Source organism: Bradyrhizobium sp. B039, assembly GCF_038965675.1.
Classification (GTDB): Bacteria; Pseudomonadota; Alphaproteobacteria; order Rhizobiales; family Xanthobacteraceae; genus Bradyrhizobium; species Bradyrhizobium diazoefficiens.
On sequence record NZ_CP152416.1, the window covers coordinates 5835645 to 5853418 of the forward strand.

At 58.9% G+C, this 17774-nt stretch carries 16 protein-coding genes and 1 pseudogene; 10 read left to right on the top strand and 7 right to left on the bottom strand.

Annotated elements, in window-relative coordinates:
- Positions 1-51: 51 nt before the first annotated feature.
- From AAFG50_RS27780 to AAFG50_RS27800, 5 genes are all read right to left on the bottom strand, one after another.
- Positions 52-1062 (bottom strand): M23 family metallopeptidase, encoded by a 1011-nt coding sequence (locus AAFG50_RS27780; RefSeq protein WP_231166528.1) that lies wholly within the window; start codon positions 1060-1062, stop codon positions 52-54.
- Between the two features lie 17 nt (positions 1063-1079).
- A complete protein-coding gene (locus tag AAFG50_RS27785) occupies positions 1080-2162 on the bottom strand; it encodes a helix-turn-helix transcriptional regulator (protein WP_162185852.1) in 1083 nt (360 codons plus the stop codon).
- Between the two features lie 178 nt (positions 2163-2340).
- Positions 2341-3702 (bottom strand): HlyD family type I secretion periplasmic adaptor subunit, encoded by a 1362-nt coding sequence (locus AAFG50_RS27790; protein WP_011090398.1) that lies wholly within the window; start codon positions 3700-3702, stop codon positions 2341-2343.
- Positions 3699-5414 (bottom strand): type I secretion system permease/ATPase, encoded by a 1716-nt coding sequence (locus AAFG50_RS27795; RefSeq protein WP_231166529.1) that lies wholly within the window; start codon positions 5412-5414, stop codon positions 3699-3701. The genes AAFG50_RS27790 and AAFG50_RS27795 overlap by 4 nt, the downstream gene beginning before the upstream one ends.
- 122 nt (positions 5415-5536) lie before the next feature.
- Entirely contained in the window at positions 5537-6838 is a 1302-nt protein-coding gene (locus AAFG50_RS27800) for a calcium-binding protein (protein WP_231166530.1), read from the bottom strand.
- Between the two features lie 1002 nt (positions 6839-7840).
- Here AAFG50_RS27800 and AAFG50_RS27805 point away from each other — a divergent pair.
- The 7 genes and pseudogenes from AAFG50_RS27805 to AAFG50_RS27835 all read left to right on the top strand — a co-directional run bounded on the left by AAFG50_RS27805 (position 7841) and on the right by AAFG50_RS27835 (position 14259).
- On the top strand, positions 7841-8830 hold the full coding sequence (locus AAFG50_RS27805) for an NADP-dependent oxidoreductase (protein ID WP_074076801.1): 990 nt from the start codon (positions 7841-7843) through the stop codon (positions 8828-8830).
- A 75-nt stretch (positions 8831-8905) separates the two neighbouring features.
- Positions 8906-9577, top strand: a complete 672-nt coding sequence (locus AAFG50_RS27810) for an HD domain-containing protein (RefSeq protein WP_011090403.1) — start codon at positions 8906-8908, stop codon at positions 9575-9577.
- Positions 9578-9931: 354 nt separating this feature from the next.
- The gene (locus AAFG50_RS27815) at positions 9932-10354 is read left to right on the top strand and encodes a cupin domain-containing protein (RefSeq protein WP_028175787.1); all 423 of its coding nucleotides are present in this window, start codon (positions 9932-9934) and stop codon (positions 10352-10354) included.
- Between the two features lie 220 nt (positions 10355-10574).
- Positions 10575-11549, top strand: a complete 975-nt coding sequence (locus AAFG50_RS27820) for a GlxA family transcriptional regulator (protein ID WP_011090405.1) — start codon at positions 10575-10577, stop codon at positions 11547-11549.
- A 183-nt stretch (positions 11550-11732) separates the two neighbouring features.
- Complete coding sequence (locus tag AAFG50_RS27825) at positions 11733-12374, top strand: HD domain-containing protein (RefSeq protein WP_011090406.1); 642 nt, start codon at positions 11733-11735, stop codon at positions 12372-12374.
- Between the two features lie 315 nt (positions 12375-12689).
- Positions 12690-13188 (top strand): annotated as a pseudogene (locus AAFG50_RS27830) (ribonuclease HII); the annotation flags it as partial.
- Between the two features lie 483 nt (positions 13189-13671).
- Positions 13672-14259 (top strand): hypothetical protein, encoded by a 588-nt coding sequence (locus AAFG50_RS27835; RefSeq protein ID WP_162185853.1) that lies wholly within the window; start codon positions 13672-13674, stop codon positions 14257-14259.
- A gap of 6 nt (positions 14260-14265) precedes the next feature.
- On the opposite strand, the gene AAFG50_RS27840 is transcribed toward AAFG50_RS27835, so the two are convergent.
- Positions 14266-14418: a hypothetical protein gene (locus tag AAFG50_RS27840; RefSeq protein ID WP_162185854.1), complete on the bottom strand. Its 153-nt coding sequence runs from the start codon at positions 14416-14418 to the stop codon at positions 14266-14268.
- Between the two features lie 173 nt (positions 14419-14591).
- Between AAFG50_RS27840 and AAFG50_RS27845 the strand changes: the two genes are divergently transcribed.
- The 3 genes from AAFG50_RS27845 to AAFG50_RS27855 all read left to right on the top strand — a co-directional run bounded on the left by AAFG50_RS27845 (position 14592) and on the right by AAFG50_RS27855 (position 15832).
- The gene (locus AAFG50_RS27845) at positions 14592-14792 is read left to right on the top strand and encodes a hypothetical protein (protein ID WP_011090410.1); all 201 of its coding nucleotides are present in this window, start codon (positions 14592-14594) and stop codon (positions 14790-14792) included.
- A 492-nt stretch (positions 14793-15284) separates the two neighbouring features.
- Positions 15285-15494: a hypothetical protein gene (locus tag AAFG50_RS27850; protein ID WP_162185855.1), complete on the top strand. Its 210-nt coding sequence runs from the start codon at positions 15285-15287 to the stop codon at positions 15492-15494.
- A gap of 20 nt (positions 15495-15514) precedes the next feature.
- A complete protein-coding gene (locus AAFG50_RS27855) occupies positions 15515-15832 on the top strand; it encodes a PilZ domain-containing protein (RefSeq protein WP_011090412.1) in 318 nt (105 codons plus the stop codon).
- Between the two features lie 1234 nt (positions 15833-17066).
- Here the strand turns inward: AAFG50_RS27855 and AAFG50_RS27860 are convergent.
- Positions 17067-17312, bottom strand: coding sequence for a hypothetical protein (locus tag AAFG50_RS27860; protein ID WP_039184876.1), 246 nt, complete (start codon positions 17310-17312; stop codon positions 17067-17069).
- Between the last annotated feature and the right edge of the window lie 462 nt (positions 17313-17774).

The window sequence follows — 17774 nt, forward strand, 5'->3', positions numbered from 1 at the left end:
TCAGACCTTAAAAGGCCCGTGGAGTCAGGCCCCCCGAGCACAGGCGCAGCGCTAGAGCATGAGCTCCAGGTCTTTCCTGAGCACGACCTGGCCATCGCGCTCGACAACATAAGTGGCCTTGTAGGACCCGCGTTCCCACCCCCCAGGAGGTCGCTTCTTCCCCGCAAAGAGCATGAATTGCGCCTTGTTGGCCTGAAGTGGCGCAGACCGAGTTTCCGCAATGACGTTCTCGAGAGGATCCTTGATGACCAGCCATTGCGCATCGCCTGCCTTGAGCCCGATAGCCCGCACGAATGCGACGATCGCCATCGAACTGGCAGACGGCATTTGCCTCTCGGCACTGCCGTCCTCGATGAGCTCCATCGTGACCGGACCCGTCGTAAAGCCCGCATTGAGGATGGCTCGTTCCTGATACTCGAGTTTCGAGCGCAAGGCAGTAAGCCAGAGGGATTGACCGCCTTGGCAAGACTCGGGACGAACGCCATACGCAAAGGGATCGACGACCACGCCATTGTGCCTCACGGTGAAATGCAGGTGAGGATACTCCGTGAGGCCGGAGAGACCTACACGGCCGATCGGCTGTCCAAGTTCGACCTTGTCTCCAAGTTTGACCAACACACTTCCGGCGGCCAGGTGGCAGTACTGGGTTTCCCACTGCTCCGGGTGTTCGATGACGACGCCATTGCCGCATTCGGCCTCGCGCACCGCTTCGCGCCCCAATTTTGTAAAAGTCCCGTCTGGAGCGTCATTGCGGATACGAAGAATGCTGCCGCCTGCCGCTGCGCGCACTTCCACGCCGGCCTTTTGCACTGCCAGTGAGGGCAAGCGAAAGTCGGTGCCGTTGTGTTCGTCATAAGTCAGCGTGCCGCACTTGTAATCTCGCGCCGACCGAGACGGATCGAGATCCGTGTAATTCTGGATGTAGCAGGTACGGCCAGGCTCGCAGGCAATAGGAAGCGCCAATTGAATGCTCTGGGCATCGGCATGGAAGCCGGCCCCAACCAATACGAGGGCGGCAAACGCCCGGTGGAGCAAACCTGCGCAGCTCATGCGACTCGACATCGCGGAGACCCCCGTACTCAGTCAGGCGAACGCTTGCCAGCCCTCCGCAATCTCATCGGACCCTCTTCGTCCAATTGACAGTCGAAGGCCGGCCGGCTCACCGAGTTCTCCCGCCTGCCAGCGCCAAAAGGCGACTGGGTGAGATGATACAGAAGAAAGAATTCCGACTGTCGATTGATCCCTAATTTGAGCATGATCCTCTTGGTGTAGGTTCGCACCGTTGCCTCGGTCAGCCGAAGCTCGGCTCCAATATCGCGAGGGCAATGGAATTGAAGAATCCGGGTGACGATTCTTTCCTCGGCCCAGTTCAATCCGAAGGCAGATGCAATGCAGTGCGCGCCCTGCACGTCGTCGAATTGCGGCACGACAATGAGGGCCTGTCCCAGCTTGTCATGCGTTGGAACAGCGCCGATCTTGGCGAAGGCGAACTGCTGACGATCCATCGAGAGCGGTACCGTGGTATTGAACCATCCATGAGTCCCGCTCTCGATCAGCACCTTCCCGACTGCCTCCCGCAAGCTCTCGGTCACGGAACCGCATGAGCCCGCGAGCCTGCCTCCGTCCATCCTTAGCAGCTGGCGCTTGGCAAGCAGTACTCGTCCACCACGATTGACTGCGTAAATGTGCAGACTCTGGTCCGCGACGATGGCGGGAAAGGTCAGCTCTTCGAGCCAGAGTTGCGCATCGACATGCTCCGGCGTTTGCCGGGCAAGTGAATGAGCGGCCTTCCATAACGGGCGCACGGTATGCGCCAAACCGGGAATCTCGGCTGCCGCAAGCGCGGCCGGTCGCCATCCGGCCACGAATACGACCGTGGCTCGCTCATCGGAAGCAAACCTGCCAATGACTGAATGACTCTTTACCGGGGGTTCCGCACCGATCAACTTGCGGACGAACGAGGTCCGGGAATTGATCGGCTCGAGCGAGGCGACGTCCTCAGGGGTGCCCGTGCGCGCAATTCGCTCAACCACCGTCGTGCATGACGGGTCGGTTGGGGCGTCTCCGATTCTGACTTCTTCAAGCCCGGAGGAGGATATCATGGCTACGTAGCAGCTCCGGCAACCGAGCAATTCCGCCATGGCCTTCGCGAAATATTCCATTGCGATCTGTGGCGGGCGCGGCTCCGGACACGGCCCTGATAGACCACATCCGTCATTGCCTTGCTTCGAGGCGCGCTCGACGCAACCGGAACGAAAATCATCCTGTGCGGACGGTAGTGCCTTACTGCATTCATGCACGGTCGCCTCCCTCGCAGGCCGGCCCACCCCTCACCAGCGCCTAATTCTCCCTGAACGCACGGTTGATCCGTAGCGTCATCGGCTGCAAAAGATATTCCGCAAAGGTTCGTTCCCCCGTCTCGACAAATATCTCGACAGGCATTCCAGGCATCAATGTGGAGATGTAGGAGGCTGTCGGCGCGTTGGGGTCCAGCTCAACCTCGGCCAAATAGGAGCTCTCGCCGGAACGGGTGTCGGTCAGCGCGTCTGCCGCAACGCCGACGACCCTTCCCTCGAGCATCGGCCGGCGACGAACGTTCAGCGCGTGAACCCGCACACGCGTCATCTGTCCGACATAGACCTCTTCCCGATCGGCAGGCTTCAATGTCGCCTCGATGACAAGCCGATCTTGCGTCGGAACGATTTCCAAAAGGGTTTCCCGAGGTCCAAGCACGGCATTGAGGTCCCTGCTGTTGAGGCCGACGATCCTTCCACTTTCCGGGGCACGCAATTCGGACCGGACAAGCTGGGCACGCAACGCGGCAATTCGATGTCTGAGGTCACCGATTTCCTCGCTCGTCGCATGCCGCTGCTTGGCGATATCCTGATTTTGGTTGAACCCTAGTTGCCGGCGTCTGTCCTGCAACTCCGAGATCTTGCCCTGCATCTCCGAAATTGATGCGGCATTGCGATCGACCTGTCCGGCAGCCTCGGCTTCCGCGCGTTGCAACGCCAACACACGTGGTTTCCGGGCGAGGCCCTTTGCGAGGAGATAGCTCGTGTCGGCTATCTCTTCTCGCAAAAGTTTGAGTTGCTGTTCAAGTCCTTGAGTGTTGCTCTCCAGGCCGCGGATGGCGTCCGCGTTTTGGAGCATCTGCTGATCGATCACCTTGCGCTCGTTTTCAATCGCGGCCAGTCGCGCGGCAAATTCAGCCTCCTGGGTTTGAATGGCGATACGTGCGGAGAGACGGGTCGCACTTTCCCGCAATTCGTCCGGAAACCGGATTGACTTGGCGGCGTCTTGCTCCGCCGCCAGCCGGGCCTCCATCGCCAGGTCGGCAAAGAACTTCGTTTCGAGGGAACCAAGGGTCGCTTCGATCTGCGCGGTGTCGAGCCGTGCAATGAGTTGACCGGCTTCGACGTGATCGTTCTCCCGGACATAGATCGATTTGATGATTCCGCCTTCCAGATGTTGCACCGCCTTGCGCTTTGAATGGACCTTGATGAATCCCGGTGCCACGACGGCGCCGCGGAGCGGAACCGTGGTTGCCCACAATCCGAAGCCGCAAAATTGCAGGACGAGCAATACACAACCCCAGGCGATGATCCGTCGCATGTCGGATCGCGGTTGCTCCGTCGGCCACGTCTTCGACCGGCCGGCAACAGGCGCGGACATCGCGGAGGCATGACCGGTCTGCGTCATGGAATGACCCTCCTGCCTGGCAGCCTCTGAGGTTCGACATTGCGAGGGGGCCCTGGCGAACCCGGTACCGGTGCCGGCCGCTGGGTACGAAGAACCTCATATGGCGGTCCGAAGGCGATCTGGTTGCCGTCCCGCAACAGCAGCACGGCATCGGCGATGGTCAACAGCCGCGGCCGGTGGGTGACGATCACCGACGCTGCGCCGCGCGCTTTGGCCGATTGAATGGCGGAGCACAACGCTTCTTCGCCGTCCGGGTCGAGATTAGCATTGGGCTCATCCAGCAGGATCAATTTGCGATCGCCGAAGAAAGCGCGTGCAAGACCAAGGCGCTGACGCTGGCCCCCGGATAGCCTGCAGCCGTCGCGGCCGATCTCGGTCTGGTAGCCGGCCGGAAGAGACAGGATCATCTCATGCGCCTGCGCGAGCATGGCCGCCGCGACGATGGCCTCGTCCCGTGCGCATTCATCAAACCCGGCAATGGCTTCGGCCACCGTTCCATCCAGGAGCTGCACGTCCTGGGGGAGATAGCCGACGAATTGCCCAAGCTGGTCGGGATCCCAGGTATGGAGTGCTGCGTGGTCCAACCGGATCGTACCGCTGGTCGGCCGCTCGAGGCCTGCCATCAAGCGCAGCAATGTGGATTTTCCAGCACCGGTCGGTCCGATCACGACGATAAGTTCGGACGGACGGCATTGAAAGGATATGCCCGCGAGAATGGGACGCTGCGTCCCGCCAATCCGGAATGTCACCCGTTCGACCTGGAGGATGCCGGATGGCGGCGGAAGCAACGTCTTCCGCGGACGCGCAAGCACCGGCATCGCGGCGTTGCAGACTTGCGTCCAGGCGTCCTGCGCAGATACCAGCGCGCGCCAGGCCGAGACTAACCCTTCCATGGGCTGCAATGTGCGCGCTATCAGGATCGAGCTCGCGATCAGACTGCCGGACAGCACCTCGTTCTGGAGCACGAGCCAGGCACCACAGCCGATCGCGGCAATCTGCAGGATGGTCCTGACCGTTCGCGCGGCGGCGCTAATCGTGTAGATGCGTTCGCTGGCCCGCACCACCGGAGACAGGGCTTCGTCATTGAGGCTCATGAACGCGCGGATGGCGCCCCGGGTCCAGCCCATCGCCCGCACCACGCTGGAGTGCCGGACGATTCCATCGAGCAACGCCTGCGTCTTCAACGCGGCCTGCGAAGCCTGCGCAATTTCCCCGCGCGCGATCCAGTGGCTTGCAACACCCATCGCCAGCAGGACCCCAACCCCGATCAGGGCTATGACGCCATACCAGGGGTGCAGGAAGAACAGGATGAGAATAAACACCGGGAGGAATGGAGCATCTATCAGCGATGTGACCGTTCCGCTCGACAGGAAACTTCTCAACTCGCGAAGCTTGACGAGATCGTGCTGCCGGCCGTCGCCCGGCGCCGCGCCGGTGATGCTACCTTCAAGGATGATCGGAGCGAGGCAGTGCTCGAACCCGACCGCGAACCGGCTCAACAGACGGTTACGAAACGTGTCGAAGGCGGCGCTGAAGGCGAGAGCGCCGACGGCGATGACGGTCAGGCCGACAAGCGTCTCGACGCTTCCGCTGCTGAGCACGCGGTCGAACACTTCGATGGAATAGAAAGGTACGACCAGCAGCAGCAGGTTTACGGACACACTGAAACACACGATCCACACCAATGCGAATCGTCCCGGAATTAAGGCCACCAGCAATCTCTGACCAGATGCTGGGATCGCACCACGGTTACGCGAATACATAACTTGCCAGCACTATCACTGACTGAGATGAGGGCGGGGCGGCCTAACAGCCGCCACGCTACTAGTCGGCGCTAGACAACTTCGATCGCCGTATAACCGGCGGCATTGTTGATATCATCGATCGACTCGAACGGTGTCGCGCCGCCCGAGACGCCGTCGAGCTGGATTGTGCCGAAGCCGAAATCCAGCACCGTGTTGGTGCCGTCGTCGTCCACGACGACCGTGGCCGGGTCAAAGCCTGCCGGAGCATCGACATGAACGACATCGCCATCAGCGGCACTGAGGTCGGTGACCTCATCATTGCCGAAATTGGTTGCCGTACCGTCACCGAAATTGTGCGTATCGGTACCTCCGCCGCCCGTCAGCACATCGTCGCCGAGCCCGCCGCTGAGGACATCGGCGCCGTTGCCGCCGCTCAACTCGTCATCGCCGGCATCGCCATTCAGGGTGTCGTTGCCGGCCCCTCCCGATAGGGAGTCGGCCCCGTCTCCACCGTTCAGGACATCGGCGCCGTCGCCGCCGGCCAGCGTGTCGTCTCCGGCGTCGCCGTTCAGCGTGTCGTTGCCGGCTCCGCCGCTGAGTTCGTCATCGCCGTTACCGCCGCTCATGGTGTCGTTGCCCGCACCGCCGGCCATGAGGTCGTCTCCGGCATCGCCGAACATCACATCGTTGCCGCCGCCGCCATCCATGAGATCATCGCCGGCATCGCCATGCATGGTGTCGATACCGTCGCCACCGTTCAGCGTATCGGCGCCGGCACCACCGTTCAGGATGTCGTCGCCCGTACCGCCATTCAGCAGATCATTGCCAAGTCCGCCGTTCAGCGTGTCGTTACCGGCGTCGCCATTCAGAGTGTCATCCCCGAGGCCGCCGTTAAGTACGTCGTTACCGTCGCCGCCGTTCAATACGTCATTGCCGGCGTCGCCGCTCAACGTATCGTCGCCGGCGTCGCCCCACAGGGTGTCCGCGCCTGCGCCGCCATGGACGTCATCGTTGCCGTCCCCGCCATGGATGCTGTCGTCGCCGGCGTCACCAAAGAGGTGATCGTCGCCGGTTCCACCATCGATTGTATCGATGCCCGCGTTTCCATGGATGGTGTCCACGCCGGCATTTCCGTTCAGCGTATCGTCGCCCGCGCCGCCATTGATCGTGTCATCGCCATCGCCACCGGCGATCGTATCGATACCGGCATTTCCATCCAGGGTATCGTTGCCGGCACCCCCATCGATGTTATCGTTGCCCGGGCCGCCGCTTACGGTATCGTTGCCGTCGAGACCCGTGATGGTGTCGTTACCTTGCAGGCCATTGATCTGATCGTCCGCAGCCGTGCCGGGCAATACATCGTCGCCTGCTGTTCCGTTGATGAGTGCCATGGTCTCCGCTCCCTTTGCATGGAAATGCGCGACGCGGGTCGGATTGCGGCCCGTCATGGACGTCGCAGATTTTGGGTTTGGCTTGATGCCCATCACCGATCGATGTGGGCTCCGATCAAGCAACCTTGGATGAAAGAAGAGCGATCCAGCAATCCCCATTTGGGGACAAAAGAATACGGCAAGCTGGTGGACCCAATGACGGCCACAGTCTTCGTCTCAGGCGCGAACGACCCTCACTCGTTCAACCGATGAGTCCGTCAAGGTGATGTCGGCGTGCGAGCGGAGATGACGGTGGTGCTGTTACGAGAGGTGCTGCTCGATGGCTCTGGCTTCAACTTCTTCGCACTTGCTCGGGAATCATTCGGATCGTGCCAGTGGCGAGGAATGAACGCTGGAGCCTTACGCACGTACATTCAAACTAATGAATTCTGGCGTCGAGCCACCTCCAATCAGCTCAGCTACAGTGGTGCAAACCCCGGGTCTGCGATCCTGTTAAATCAGCCCGGAGACCGGTTGCAGCGCTTTCCAAACCCTGCACGACCTATTTGCCCAGAAAGTCGACCTCGAGCTGCCGCGCCAAATGGGCTGGTCGGCATCTAGGCTGCCCGGAATCTCGCTTGCCTCGCTGCAGACGGTCGCCGACGCAGAGTCGCAGCACGACTTGCCGATCTGACCACATGCCAGCGTGGGAGCGTGCCCACGACTCTCGCTTCGGCCTGATCCCTATGTCGACGCGGCCAGAGATTGCTCACAACGGAAGTTGCAGCAGATCTCCGCGGCACAGAAAGTCTGACATGGCCTTGAGATCCTGACCTTCTAAAGGTGGGGTTCTGCAAGTCGCTTTGTCAGGGCCCTCGATAGCACCCGATAAGAGCGCCCGTTCGCGCCGATCTTGTCAGGAAACGACGTGCGGCTGTCCTGATCCGTAGGATCGGGTTTGTTGTTCAAAGCAGCGTCCCGTGGCCACATGCGGACAAGCCAGCTAAGCACCAGGAGTTTCAGATGATTCCGAGCAGCATGATTCGTGACGCTACTGAAGAGCGAACTCTTTCAACAATGATGGCCTGGCGCGTTCGCGAGTTCGGGCCACCAGAGATCATGAAGTTCGAGCGCGTTCCACGGCCCGAGCCAGGCGCTGGCGAGGTCCTGGTCAAAGTCAAAGCCGCTGGAGTCGGACCATGGGATGGCTGGATCAGGGCTGGCAAGAGCGCTTTGCCGCAACCGCTTCCTCTCACTTTGGGTTCAGATCTTTCTGGTGAAATCGTCGCCATGGGCCATGACGTTGCCGAGTTAGCTGTGGGAGATCAGGTGTACGGTGTTACGAACCCGCAGTTTGTCGGGGCCTACGCCGAATACGCTGTCGCTTCCGCAGGGATGGTTTCGACTAAGCCAACCTCGCTAACCCACGTCGAAGCCGCCTCCGTTCCTGTCGTTGCCGTCACCGCATGGCAGGCATTGTTTGATCACGCCCAACTCAAAGCAGGTCAAACGGTGGTCATTCAGGGAGCGGCCGGTAACGTAGGATCCTATGCGGTTCAACTGGCTCGTCAGGCAGGTGTGCAAACCATCGCATCCGTATCGACGGAGGATATTTCCGCCGTGCGCGACCTCGGCGCAAACACCGTGATTGATTGCCGGACCCAGCGCTTTGAGAAAGAAGTACAGGACGCGGACGCTGTTATTGATCTGGTCGGCGGCGAAACTCAAGAACGCTCATTCCAGGTCCTTCGTCGCGGCGGCAAGCTGATTTCGGCAGTGTCTCGCCCGGGTCAGGACCTTGCAAAGCGCTACGGTGTTGAAGCCGCCTTCTTTCTGGTCAACGTCAGGAGCGAATGTCTGACCAAGGTCGCTCGCTTCATCGATGGTGGAAAACTACGAACAAACGTGGGGACAGTCTTACCGCTCGCGGATGCGCGCGAGGCTCATTTGATGCTGGAACGCGTGCGGCCTCAGCCGAAAGGAAAGATCGTGCTCGACGTCGGAGCGAGTTGATCAGGATAACGTCGCAGTTGCGCTCCCGCGCAATGCGCAGCCAAGCCCCACAGTAATCCTAGAAAGGACGCAACAATGACAGCCCGAAATCTCGCCCAGGCTCTCGTCATTCCCGATTCCTTGCTCGCGAAAGAGGCGACAGACATCCTGCGCGAACATTCCACCGATCTGCTGTTCAATCACTCGATCCGCGTCTACCTGTTCGCGACTGAGCAGGGTCGTCAGAGGAATCTGCGCTTCGACCGTGAGCTTCTGTACGTCGCCGCCGCATTTCACGATCTCGGCCTGATCAAGAAGTTCTCGAGCCCAGACGAGCGCTTCGAGGTCGATGGCGCAAATGCCGCACGGCAGTTTCTTAGCACCCATAACATCGCTGAAGATCAGATGCAGACCGTCTGGGAAGCAATCGCGCTGCACACCACTCCCGGCATCCCGAAGTATATGGGTCCTGAAGTAGCGCTCCTCAATTCCGGTGTTCTTCTCGATGTCATTGGAGTGGGGTTCGAGCAATTTCCTGCGGAGCTGCGCGAGGAAATCGTCGCCAAGTACCCGCGCACGAATTTCAGAGAAGGCTTCATTCAGGAGTATTTCGCCGGTTTTGCGCACAAGCCAGCGACCACGTACGGCACCGTCAACGCCGCCGTTTGCGAGCGTTTCATCCCGGGGTTCAAGAGTCCCAACGCCTGCGACCTGATCACTGCTTCTCCCTTCCCGGATTCCCAGCACAAGACTCACAATCATGACTAGGACCTATCCGGTGCTCCAGGAGCTCAAGCCCGATCGCGCGCAAGTTACCAGCGCCGACTCGCTGGCCTCCCCAATCTGGTTAACCCTTGGCGAAGGGGTTCATGATCGCCGGGCTCTCTGTTGTCGGTGCTGCTCAGCGGCAGCAGCACATCAGGCCGAAGGTGATGGCGGAGGCAATGGCTTCTCATCGGAAGCTTCACCATGACCATCGGTTCGGCTCTGAGTCCTGGTTTCAAGCAGTTGCGTGAACTCGTTAGAAGAGGATGTGCGATGATGTCGATCAGTGGATTTGCCTATCGGATTGGTGCTGTATCAGACCCTCGAGGTATGTCGGCAAAAGCAGCGAGAAGAGCACTGCGAACGGCCGCCGTCCCGCTGATAGCAGCAGCGATCGCCCTGGGAGCCTCCCCGGCGATCGCGCAGGACCGGGAGCAGGTGAAAGTCGCCTTCGCGCACGCACTGCCGAATGTCGAAGGAAAGAGGCTGGTTGCTGTGACGGTGACTTATCCTCCCGGAGCCAAATCGCTCGCTCATCACCACGCAGCGTCAGCTTTTATCTACGCCTACGTGCTGTCGGGGGCCATCCGTAGTCAAGTCGGCGACGAACCCGCGAAGATCTATCACGCAGGCGAAAGCTTTTACGAAATGCCCGGTTCGCATCACAGGGTCAGTGAGAACGCGAGTGACAAGGAGTCCGCCAGCTTACTGGCGGTCTTCGTTGTGGATTCCAAGGACGAGCCATTGACGACGCCGGACAAGGCGCCGGGATCACAATAATGGCGCGACAAATTCGCCTGTTGCCGTGACGATCTTTTTGGACCTCCATGGGCCTCTTGATTGGCCGGTGGGAGAGCAAAATCGACCAATAGAGGTCCATAGCCCCTGGTTTATCCCGGATGCACGGATGTTCGTTCTGTTGCCTCTCGGATCGCCCCAGGCCTTTTGCGGGGGCCGGACTACCTGCATAATAAGGCTCCGAGTGGAGAGGCTGTAACAGGTGCCGGTACAGGCTGTCGCGATCGTCGTCTGTGAGGGGGTCCAGGCCCTGGACGTGGCGGGGCCGATGGATGTGTTCAGCGAGGCGAACACGTTTCTCGGCAGCGCGTATCGCTACGAAACGGTATTGGTTGCTGCTCACCGCAATCCGCTGCGCGCGTCGAACGGCATACGCATGGTCGCCGACCTGACTTTCGATGAGGCGGCGGGCGGCTTCGACATCGTTCTGGTGGCCGGCACTCCGACGCCACCGGAAGCGGAGCCCGAACCGTGCCTGCTTCAGTGGGTCAAGGAGCTACCGTGGCGCTCCAGCGTCTATGGATCGATCTGCACTGGGGCTTTTGTGCTCGGTTATGCCGGCCTCCTCGACGATCGGCGTGTCACAACCCATTGGCAGGATGCACAGGCGCTGGCGGCCAGGTTTCCGAAGGCCAAAGTCGAACCGGATCTGATCTATGTCCGCGATGGACGGTTGATCACCGCGGCTGGTGTGACTGCGGGGATAGATTTGGGCTTGGCGCTCGTCGGGCAGCGACACGGCGCGGAAACGGCGCTCAAGGTCGCCAAGCGGCTGGTTGTAGTTGCCCAGCGCCAGGGCGGACAATCGCAGTTCAGTCCCTACCTCACGGCACCTGCGGATCCGGAATCGCCAATCGCACGCATCCAGGACCATGTCATGGCCAATATTGGGGATCGCCACACGTTGGAGTCGCTTGCCGCTGTGGTCGGCATGAGCCCCCGGAATCTGGCCCGGCATTTCGGGCAGGTGACCGGGACCACACCGCACGAGTTCATCGAGCGCGCCCGTATTGATGCCGCGCGCATGATGCTGGAAGCAAGCGACCGACCGCTGAAGGCCATTGCCTTCGATTGCGGCTTCGGATCTGCGGATCGGATGAGGATTGTCTTCAGCACCCGTCTCGGCGTGACCCCTGTCCAATATCGCGCCAGCTTCCGACGAGCAGAACCGCAATAGTTCGCGAGCTATCCGAGGACGAAACTGCGGGCTCCTACTGCCCTGAAGCTCCGAGCGGCCCTTTGTCAGGAAACGACGTACGGCTGTCCTGATCCGTAGCATCCCGCTTGTTGTCCGGAGCAGAGCTCTGTTGCCTAATCCCGACAAGCAACCAGCCCGTTATCCAACCGAGGAGATTACTCCATGTCCGAAATCATCGCCGGCATTCGCGTGCCTGACAGCGCCATCGCGCGCGCAGCCACGCAGCTCGTGCGCGATACCGAAGACGACCTGCTCTACAACCATAGTCGGCGTGTCTTCCTGTGGGGCGCGCTCACCGGCGAGCGCCGCGGGCTGAAATACGACCCGGAGCTGCTTTACCTCGGCGCCATGTTCCACGACCTGGGCCTCACCGAGAAATATTCGAGCCCCGATCTGCGCTTCGAGGTCGACGGCGCCAATGCCGCCCGCAAATTCATGAAAAGCTACGGCGTGCCCGAGCGTGACATCGAGGACGTCTGGACTGCCATCGCGCTCCACACCACGCCCGGAATCCCCGAGCACATGCGCCCGACCATCGCGCTGGTGACCGCCGGTGTGGAGATGGACGTGCTCGGCATCGCCTATCACGACTTCACGCATGAACAGCGCGACCATGTCTGCGTCCATCATCCGCGTGAGGCAAATTTCAAGGAGAACATCATCGATCACTTCGCCAATGGAATTATCAAGAAGCCGCTGACGACGTTCGGAAACGTGAAGGCCGACGTCCTCGCGCTGAAGGACATGAACTACGTCCGTCAGAACTTCTGCTCGATCATCCTTGGCTCAGCGTGGCCGCACTGAGCCCTCGTTGCTCCCAGCCGATACCAGCCCATACGAGCATGTCTGGTCCTGAAGGTACCGAAATCGGCACGGTGAGATGTCGTTGCGCAGGGGGATCGAGGTTCCGCTCTTTCTAAAGGGATGAAGACACCAGTTGGTTCCCTCTGAGGTCGGCGGACGCGATGTGGGGGGCAGCGCAGAATCGGACCTCAAATGGGAGCCGGCCGGTTCCTTCCGAAAGGCCATTGCATACAGAAGAGACAGGACAGCTATTTCAGACAATCGCCACAAAGTTCACTGACACGACCCCGACAGTCAGTCTCCACGAAGGCCGCGATGTCCCAGTATTCACTCGATGTGTTGCGTCAGCGCTATGTCGTGGAGAAAAGACCGCTTGAAGCCAAGTGTCGAGCAGATCTTGCGGGCAGACACCCGCGCGGGAGCGCGGGCGATCTTGGCTTCAATCGATAAACGCCGCTTCGAGAATAGGTCCGAAGGGCAGCGGCTCCGCAAGATGCTCCGCTTCGAGACCTCCCTCTGGGAAAGTGGCCATGCTGCCGTGGCAGGTGTGGACGAGGCCGGAATGAGCCCTCTCGCCGGGCCGGTCTCCGCTGGCGCCGTGATCCTGAAACCTGGCACGCGGATAGTCGGGATCGACGACTCGAAAAAGCTCGATGCCGCGGCACGCGAAGAACTCGCGAAGGAGATCAAGGAAAAGGCGGAGAGTTGGTGTGTGGCGTTCGTCGAGGTCGAGGAGATCGACGCGATCAATATCTATTGGGCCGGCATCCAGGCTATGCAGCGTGCGGTCCGGGGGCTACGGTTGCCACCCCGCATTGTGCCAGCGTGACCACTCTGATTCGCACAAATGGAAAACGAGCCCCCAATGGCGGAAATTCGAATTGACGCTGACAAGGCTGAACGAATGATCTCTCAGATACTGCGCGACGAAGGCGGCATGCTTCCAGCCAAAGCAAACCAACTCGCGGCAAACATAAGCAGGCGGCTCGGGTTGGCCATGGCAGCTCCGACGTCAGAGTCCCTGACGGGTTATAGAGCTATTCGTCGAGAGCCCCCCCTACGGCAGCGATTTTGCTTTCGCCGTGGCTAAGATACTTGCCGACGCAAAGGGCGATTCCGCGCTGCATCCCGAGCCGCTTTGGAAAGCGGTTTATGATCGCGGTCGCGATCTTCCTGCGTCGGGCCTCGATCCATGATCGGGATAGACTACTGGAGAACGGAGTGGTCCACCTTTCACTATAACCTTGGGTGGTCTCGTTGGGTTCGGTTCTTGGATGGGTGGATCGCGAAATGCGCGATGGCCGTACCCGTCGTTGGCTATCTAGTTTTATTCAACGACGGTGTTTCCCAGCACATATCGTTCAATGATCTTGCAAGCGAACATCAACTGTCGGTGCTTAGCCTCACGGCGTCCGGGCGACTGAAGCTGATATACTTTGGCCTAATTTTTTTGGGTTCAGCAAACATCCTTTACCGATTGCGGCGACCTTATATTTTCCGGGTCGGCACCGATCAGTTTGATTACGTGGAGCGAGCGCTGGTTCATTTCACCGTGGACAATTACATCGATCTAAACGGGGTTATCAGACACGAAGGTCACCGCACGTTGCATGGGAAATATGATGACGCGGAATTTGACAGCTTCGTCGATGTTGCGACAGGACGGAACAATCCCGATGTCGGGAACTGGAATCTAGCAAAGAGTAAGTTTGAAGGCCTGCTCCGGTCGATCCTCATAGAGAATTTTTTCCGGAATGACGTCAAGCATCGGTTGGCACTTACGTGCTTCTTGCTTTTAGCATTCTGCGGATACGGCCTGCTTCTTATTCCGAGCTTCGATCTGTTCGTTAAGGTCATTCGCGTCACGATAAGGGGTGTGACGTAAGAGCCCTCACTTCACTTCGCGGCCTGCCTCGGTGGCTTCGCAGGCGGCAACGGGATCGGGATGCCACCGCGAAACACCGCAACGCTGCATGCGCAGCGCCAATTCGGCACCTTCGCGCTTCGCACCGGGATCGCCATAGGGCTGATCCAGCGCGCTCAAGGTGGGATAGCACCGTAGACTTTGCCACGGCATCAGGCCCACGCTTCGATCCGGCAATGATTCGCGGCTAACAGTTGCACATTTACAACCCGCACAGTCATTTGAGATACTAAGCTCGTCGATTGAGACGACCAAAACATATTTCATTCAATAAGATTAGCGGGGGACAAAAGGTGTTTGATGTCTATCGCAATGACAAGCGCGACTTGCTCGTTCTAAGTACAGGCTCTGCCGTACCCGTGCTTTACTCTGCACATAAGTGGCGCAAGAGCAGAAAAAGAGTTTTCAAAGTCAGCGCCGAGATCAGGCTGGCCGTTCAGAGCCAAGGCTATTACGTCCGCCGCTTGCGCGTTACCGATAAGGGATTGATGTAGGTCGAGTGCGTCAGCATCACCCCCGACCAAGCGCCATCCTCGCGCCCTACCGCGTGGTCAACTGCTATGCCCCGCGCCTGCGTAGTGCCGGATGATCCGGTAAATCGATGCTTGCCGAAATTCGATCACTTATTTTCTGCAACTTGGATACTTCAATACCGACCGCGCGCAACCTGATAAACTTTCGTTAACCACTTAGGCGTGAAACTAAAACACGGATTTCTACTGCGTATCGGGCAGCCGTGATTATCACGGCAACTCTAGTCGGAGTTGGTCTGTTCGACCGTTGTCTCGCGTGAAGCTATATTTTTTTCATCGTTTTTTTGATCGCTTTCGACAAAGCAACGTCATTGCGGCAGTAATTGCCGACCGCAAAAGAGATTTACGACAATGTCTTCGGTCCTTAGATTTCAGCGGCCTCGCAAATTGAAATCTGGGACAAGTCCCTCAGACCAGAGACTGCCCGACGTTTTAGCGAACGTCGCCGCTCTGTTGTCGCAGGTTGAAGCTCTAAAAATTAAGACAGCAGATGACGCCCGCCAGGCCATTTTTCTTCTTGAACTCGCGAATACTTGCATCCGGCTGATCGTCGGGCAGACCAATTTGGATGAAGAGGTCAGAAAGGCGCTACTTGCTCATTCTGCGATGATCGATATGCGCCTTGGAGCCGCGCGCAGGGACGCATCTATTCTGAAAAGTTGATTGAAGCATTGGAATTTCAGATGATTGGAAATAATCGAAAGACAAATCGCGTTCGGTTTGACCACAAACATATCGTTAGGATCATGGGAGCCGATGGGACATGGCAGCGAAGGTGTCATCTTCTCGACGCGTCTGAAAGCGGTGCCAAACTTGAGGTTGAAGGCTCAACCGATCCTCTAAAGGCACAAGAATTTTTCCTCGTTCTATCCACCACAGGTCTGGCATTTCGGCGATGCGAACTGATTTGGGTCGATGGATCTCAGGTCGGAATTCATTTCGTCACCGCGCGGACAAAGGGCAAAGCGAACGCAGAGAAACAACGTGTTTGTTCACAATAGGAAGATCTTTAAGTGCAGCTTATTTCCTCTCGAATTATTCCGTTCATCGATACTCAATCCCTCTCAGAGAGCCACGCCAGAGAAGCGTTACTGCATGACAATCGCAGAGGCTTCGTCCTCTATCTTTCTAGCGGTGATTTAGCATCGGCCAGGGAAGAACGCGTCTTGTTTCTAGAGCCGCGACAAGCTCTGTTATGGCTAAATGAGTCCTCAGAGGAGCCGGGATCATTTTGGGTATGAGGCATTACGTCCCGACTTAGACACGCAGCCAATCCCCGGACCACACCTTGTCTATGGTTCCTGTCGACCAGGCCGAATGTTTTCGTGATTGGAGCCGGTCTCATTCAAAGACAATGCCGTGATCCTGACGGCGCAGACGAGCAGCGTGATGTCTGGATGCGCGCGCCGTGGGATGAGCGAAGGCGTTACAGCGGCCGTTGCCGGATGGCGCGCTCAAGATTGTGATGCGTGGAGCGGAGAAGGAAGTTAAGGCGGCGGGCTGAACGGGAACAACTGGTTGGCGATCTCGTCGCTGCGCCATCCAACCGCGCCAGCCCAGCCTCAATCACGACGATGTCTTCCTCGATCTGTCGAATAGTGCTCGTGCAGTCGATCCCGGTACATGAATTGAGATCTGCGATAAGTTTGCGGCGCTGTGTCCGAAGCTCATCAAGAGCGGCTTGGTCTCTGAGGGAAACGTAACCCTCCACGATCAGCTCAATAGCACCTGACACTTCATACCCCCCGAGCCTCATGCACACCCTCAAGCACTCCCCAAGCTAGGTTCGGGAGCGCGCCAATAAGGCTACGCGTCTCAATCCCGCGCCTTGAGTTCGTATAGAACAACGTGCCTCCGCAACTCGTGCGCAGTGGCCAAAACAGACATAGCAGTGAGCCAACTGGAGCGGCGAGAAGGCTTCGCGCGCCCGCCCGGTTACGATAAGTGTAATTGTTTTAGCAGCGTAGACAGCTGGATTATTTGGATCGATTTCGAGCGCTGCATCGTATTCAGCCATTGCCTCCTCAGGGTGTCCAAATAGAAGAATGGCTCCCTTGGTCCTATGGGCACTCGCGCTTGCCGGGTTTTTGGACAGAACTCTGTCGACGAGGTCGAGCGCTTGTTTCTTGTCTTCCACAACGGAAGACCAAGCGCCCAAGCCGCTTGGTATCTCGACCCGACGCAGCACATCGGCGCGACCACTCCAATGTCCATCCTGTAATGCCGCTTGGACGATCACTGCGTCGCCGCGGACCATCGCCTAGCGACGGAGCCGCCCTGCTCGGCAAGATGGTCGACGAAGCCCCGCTCGTGGATCTTGCCGCGCTCTGTCAGCGCATCGAGAGTTGGGTCATCGCGGACCCTTGGCCTCGCCAGCTCGCCTTGCGCGACCTTGAGATCGAGGTACGTGAGGTAACGACAATTCAGGTGCCCGACCAAGTCGCCTGCGCTGAAGACGATCGCCGCGCCGTTCTTTTGCATCTATTCCCCCGCGACTGCTGCCGGGACCTAAGGGACACGGCTTTCGCAGCAACGATACCGGCCTTCAGACGGGCGCAAAAGGCCTTCGGAAGTAGAACACGCAAAGCGAAAGAAGCCGGCTGCGAGCCGAGTATCGACAGAAACAGCCGCGCCTTCACCCATCCGATCTTTATGTGACAATTGGGTTTTCGGACCACCGGAGCCCGCAAAGCAAACAAGGCGAGATAAGCCACAATGCGCACATCAGTTGTTATGGAAGAAGTCGGCCATAGACCGACCTCAAACTAGACACCGGGCCGAAATCTATCTTGATCTCCGCCTTGCATTGCCGGCTCAACCGGTCGACGCGACACAGGCGCTAAAGCTGGCGCAGCGGACCAGTGGGTCTTCGATGCGGGGTCCGCACGAGCTTGTCAGGCCCATGCGGCAATGGGCCACGTCAAACCGCGAACCCAACCATGT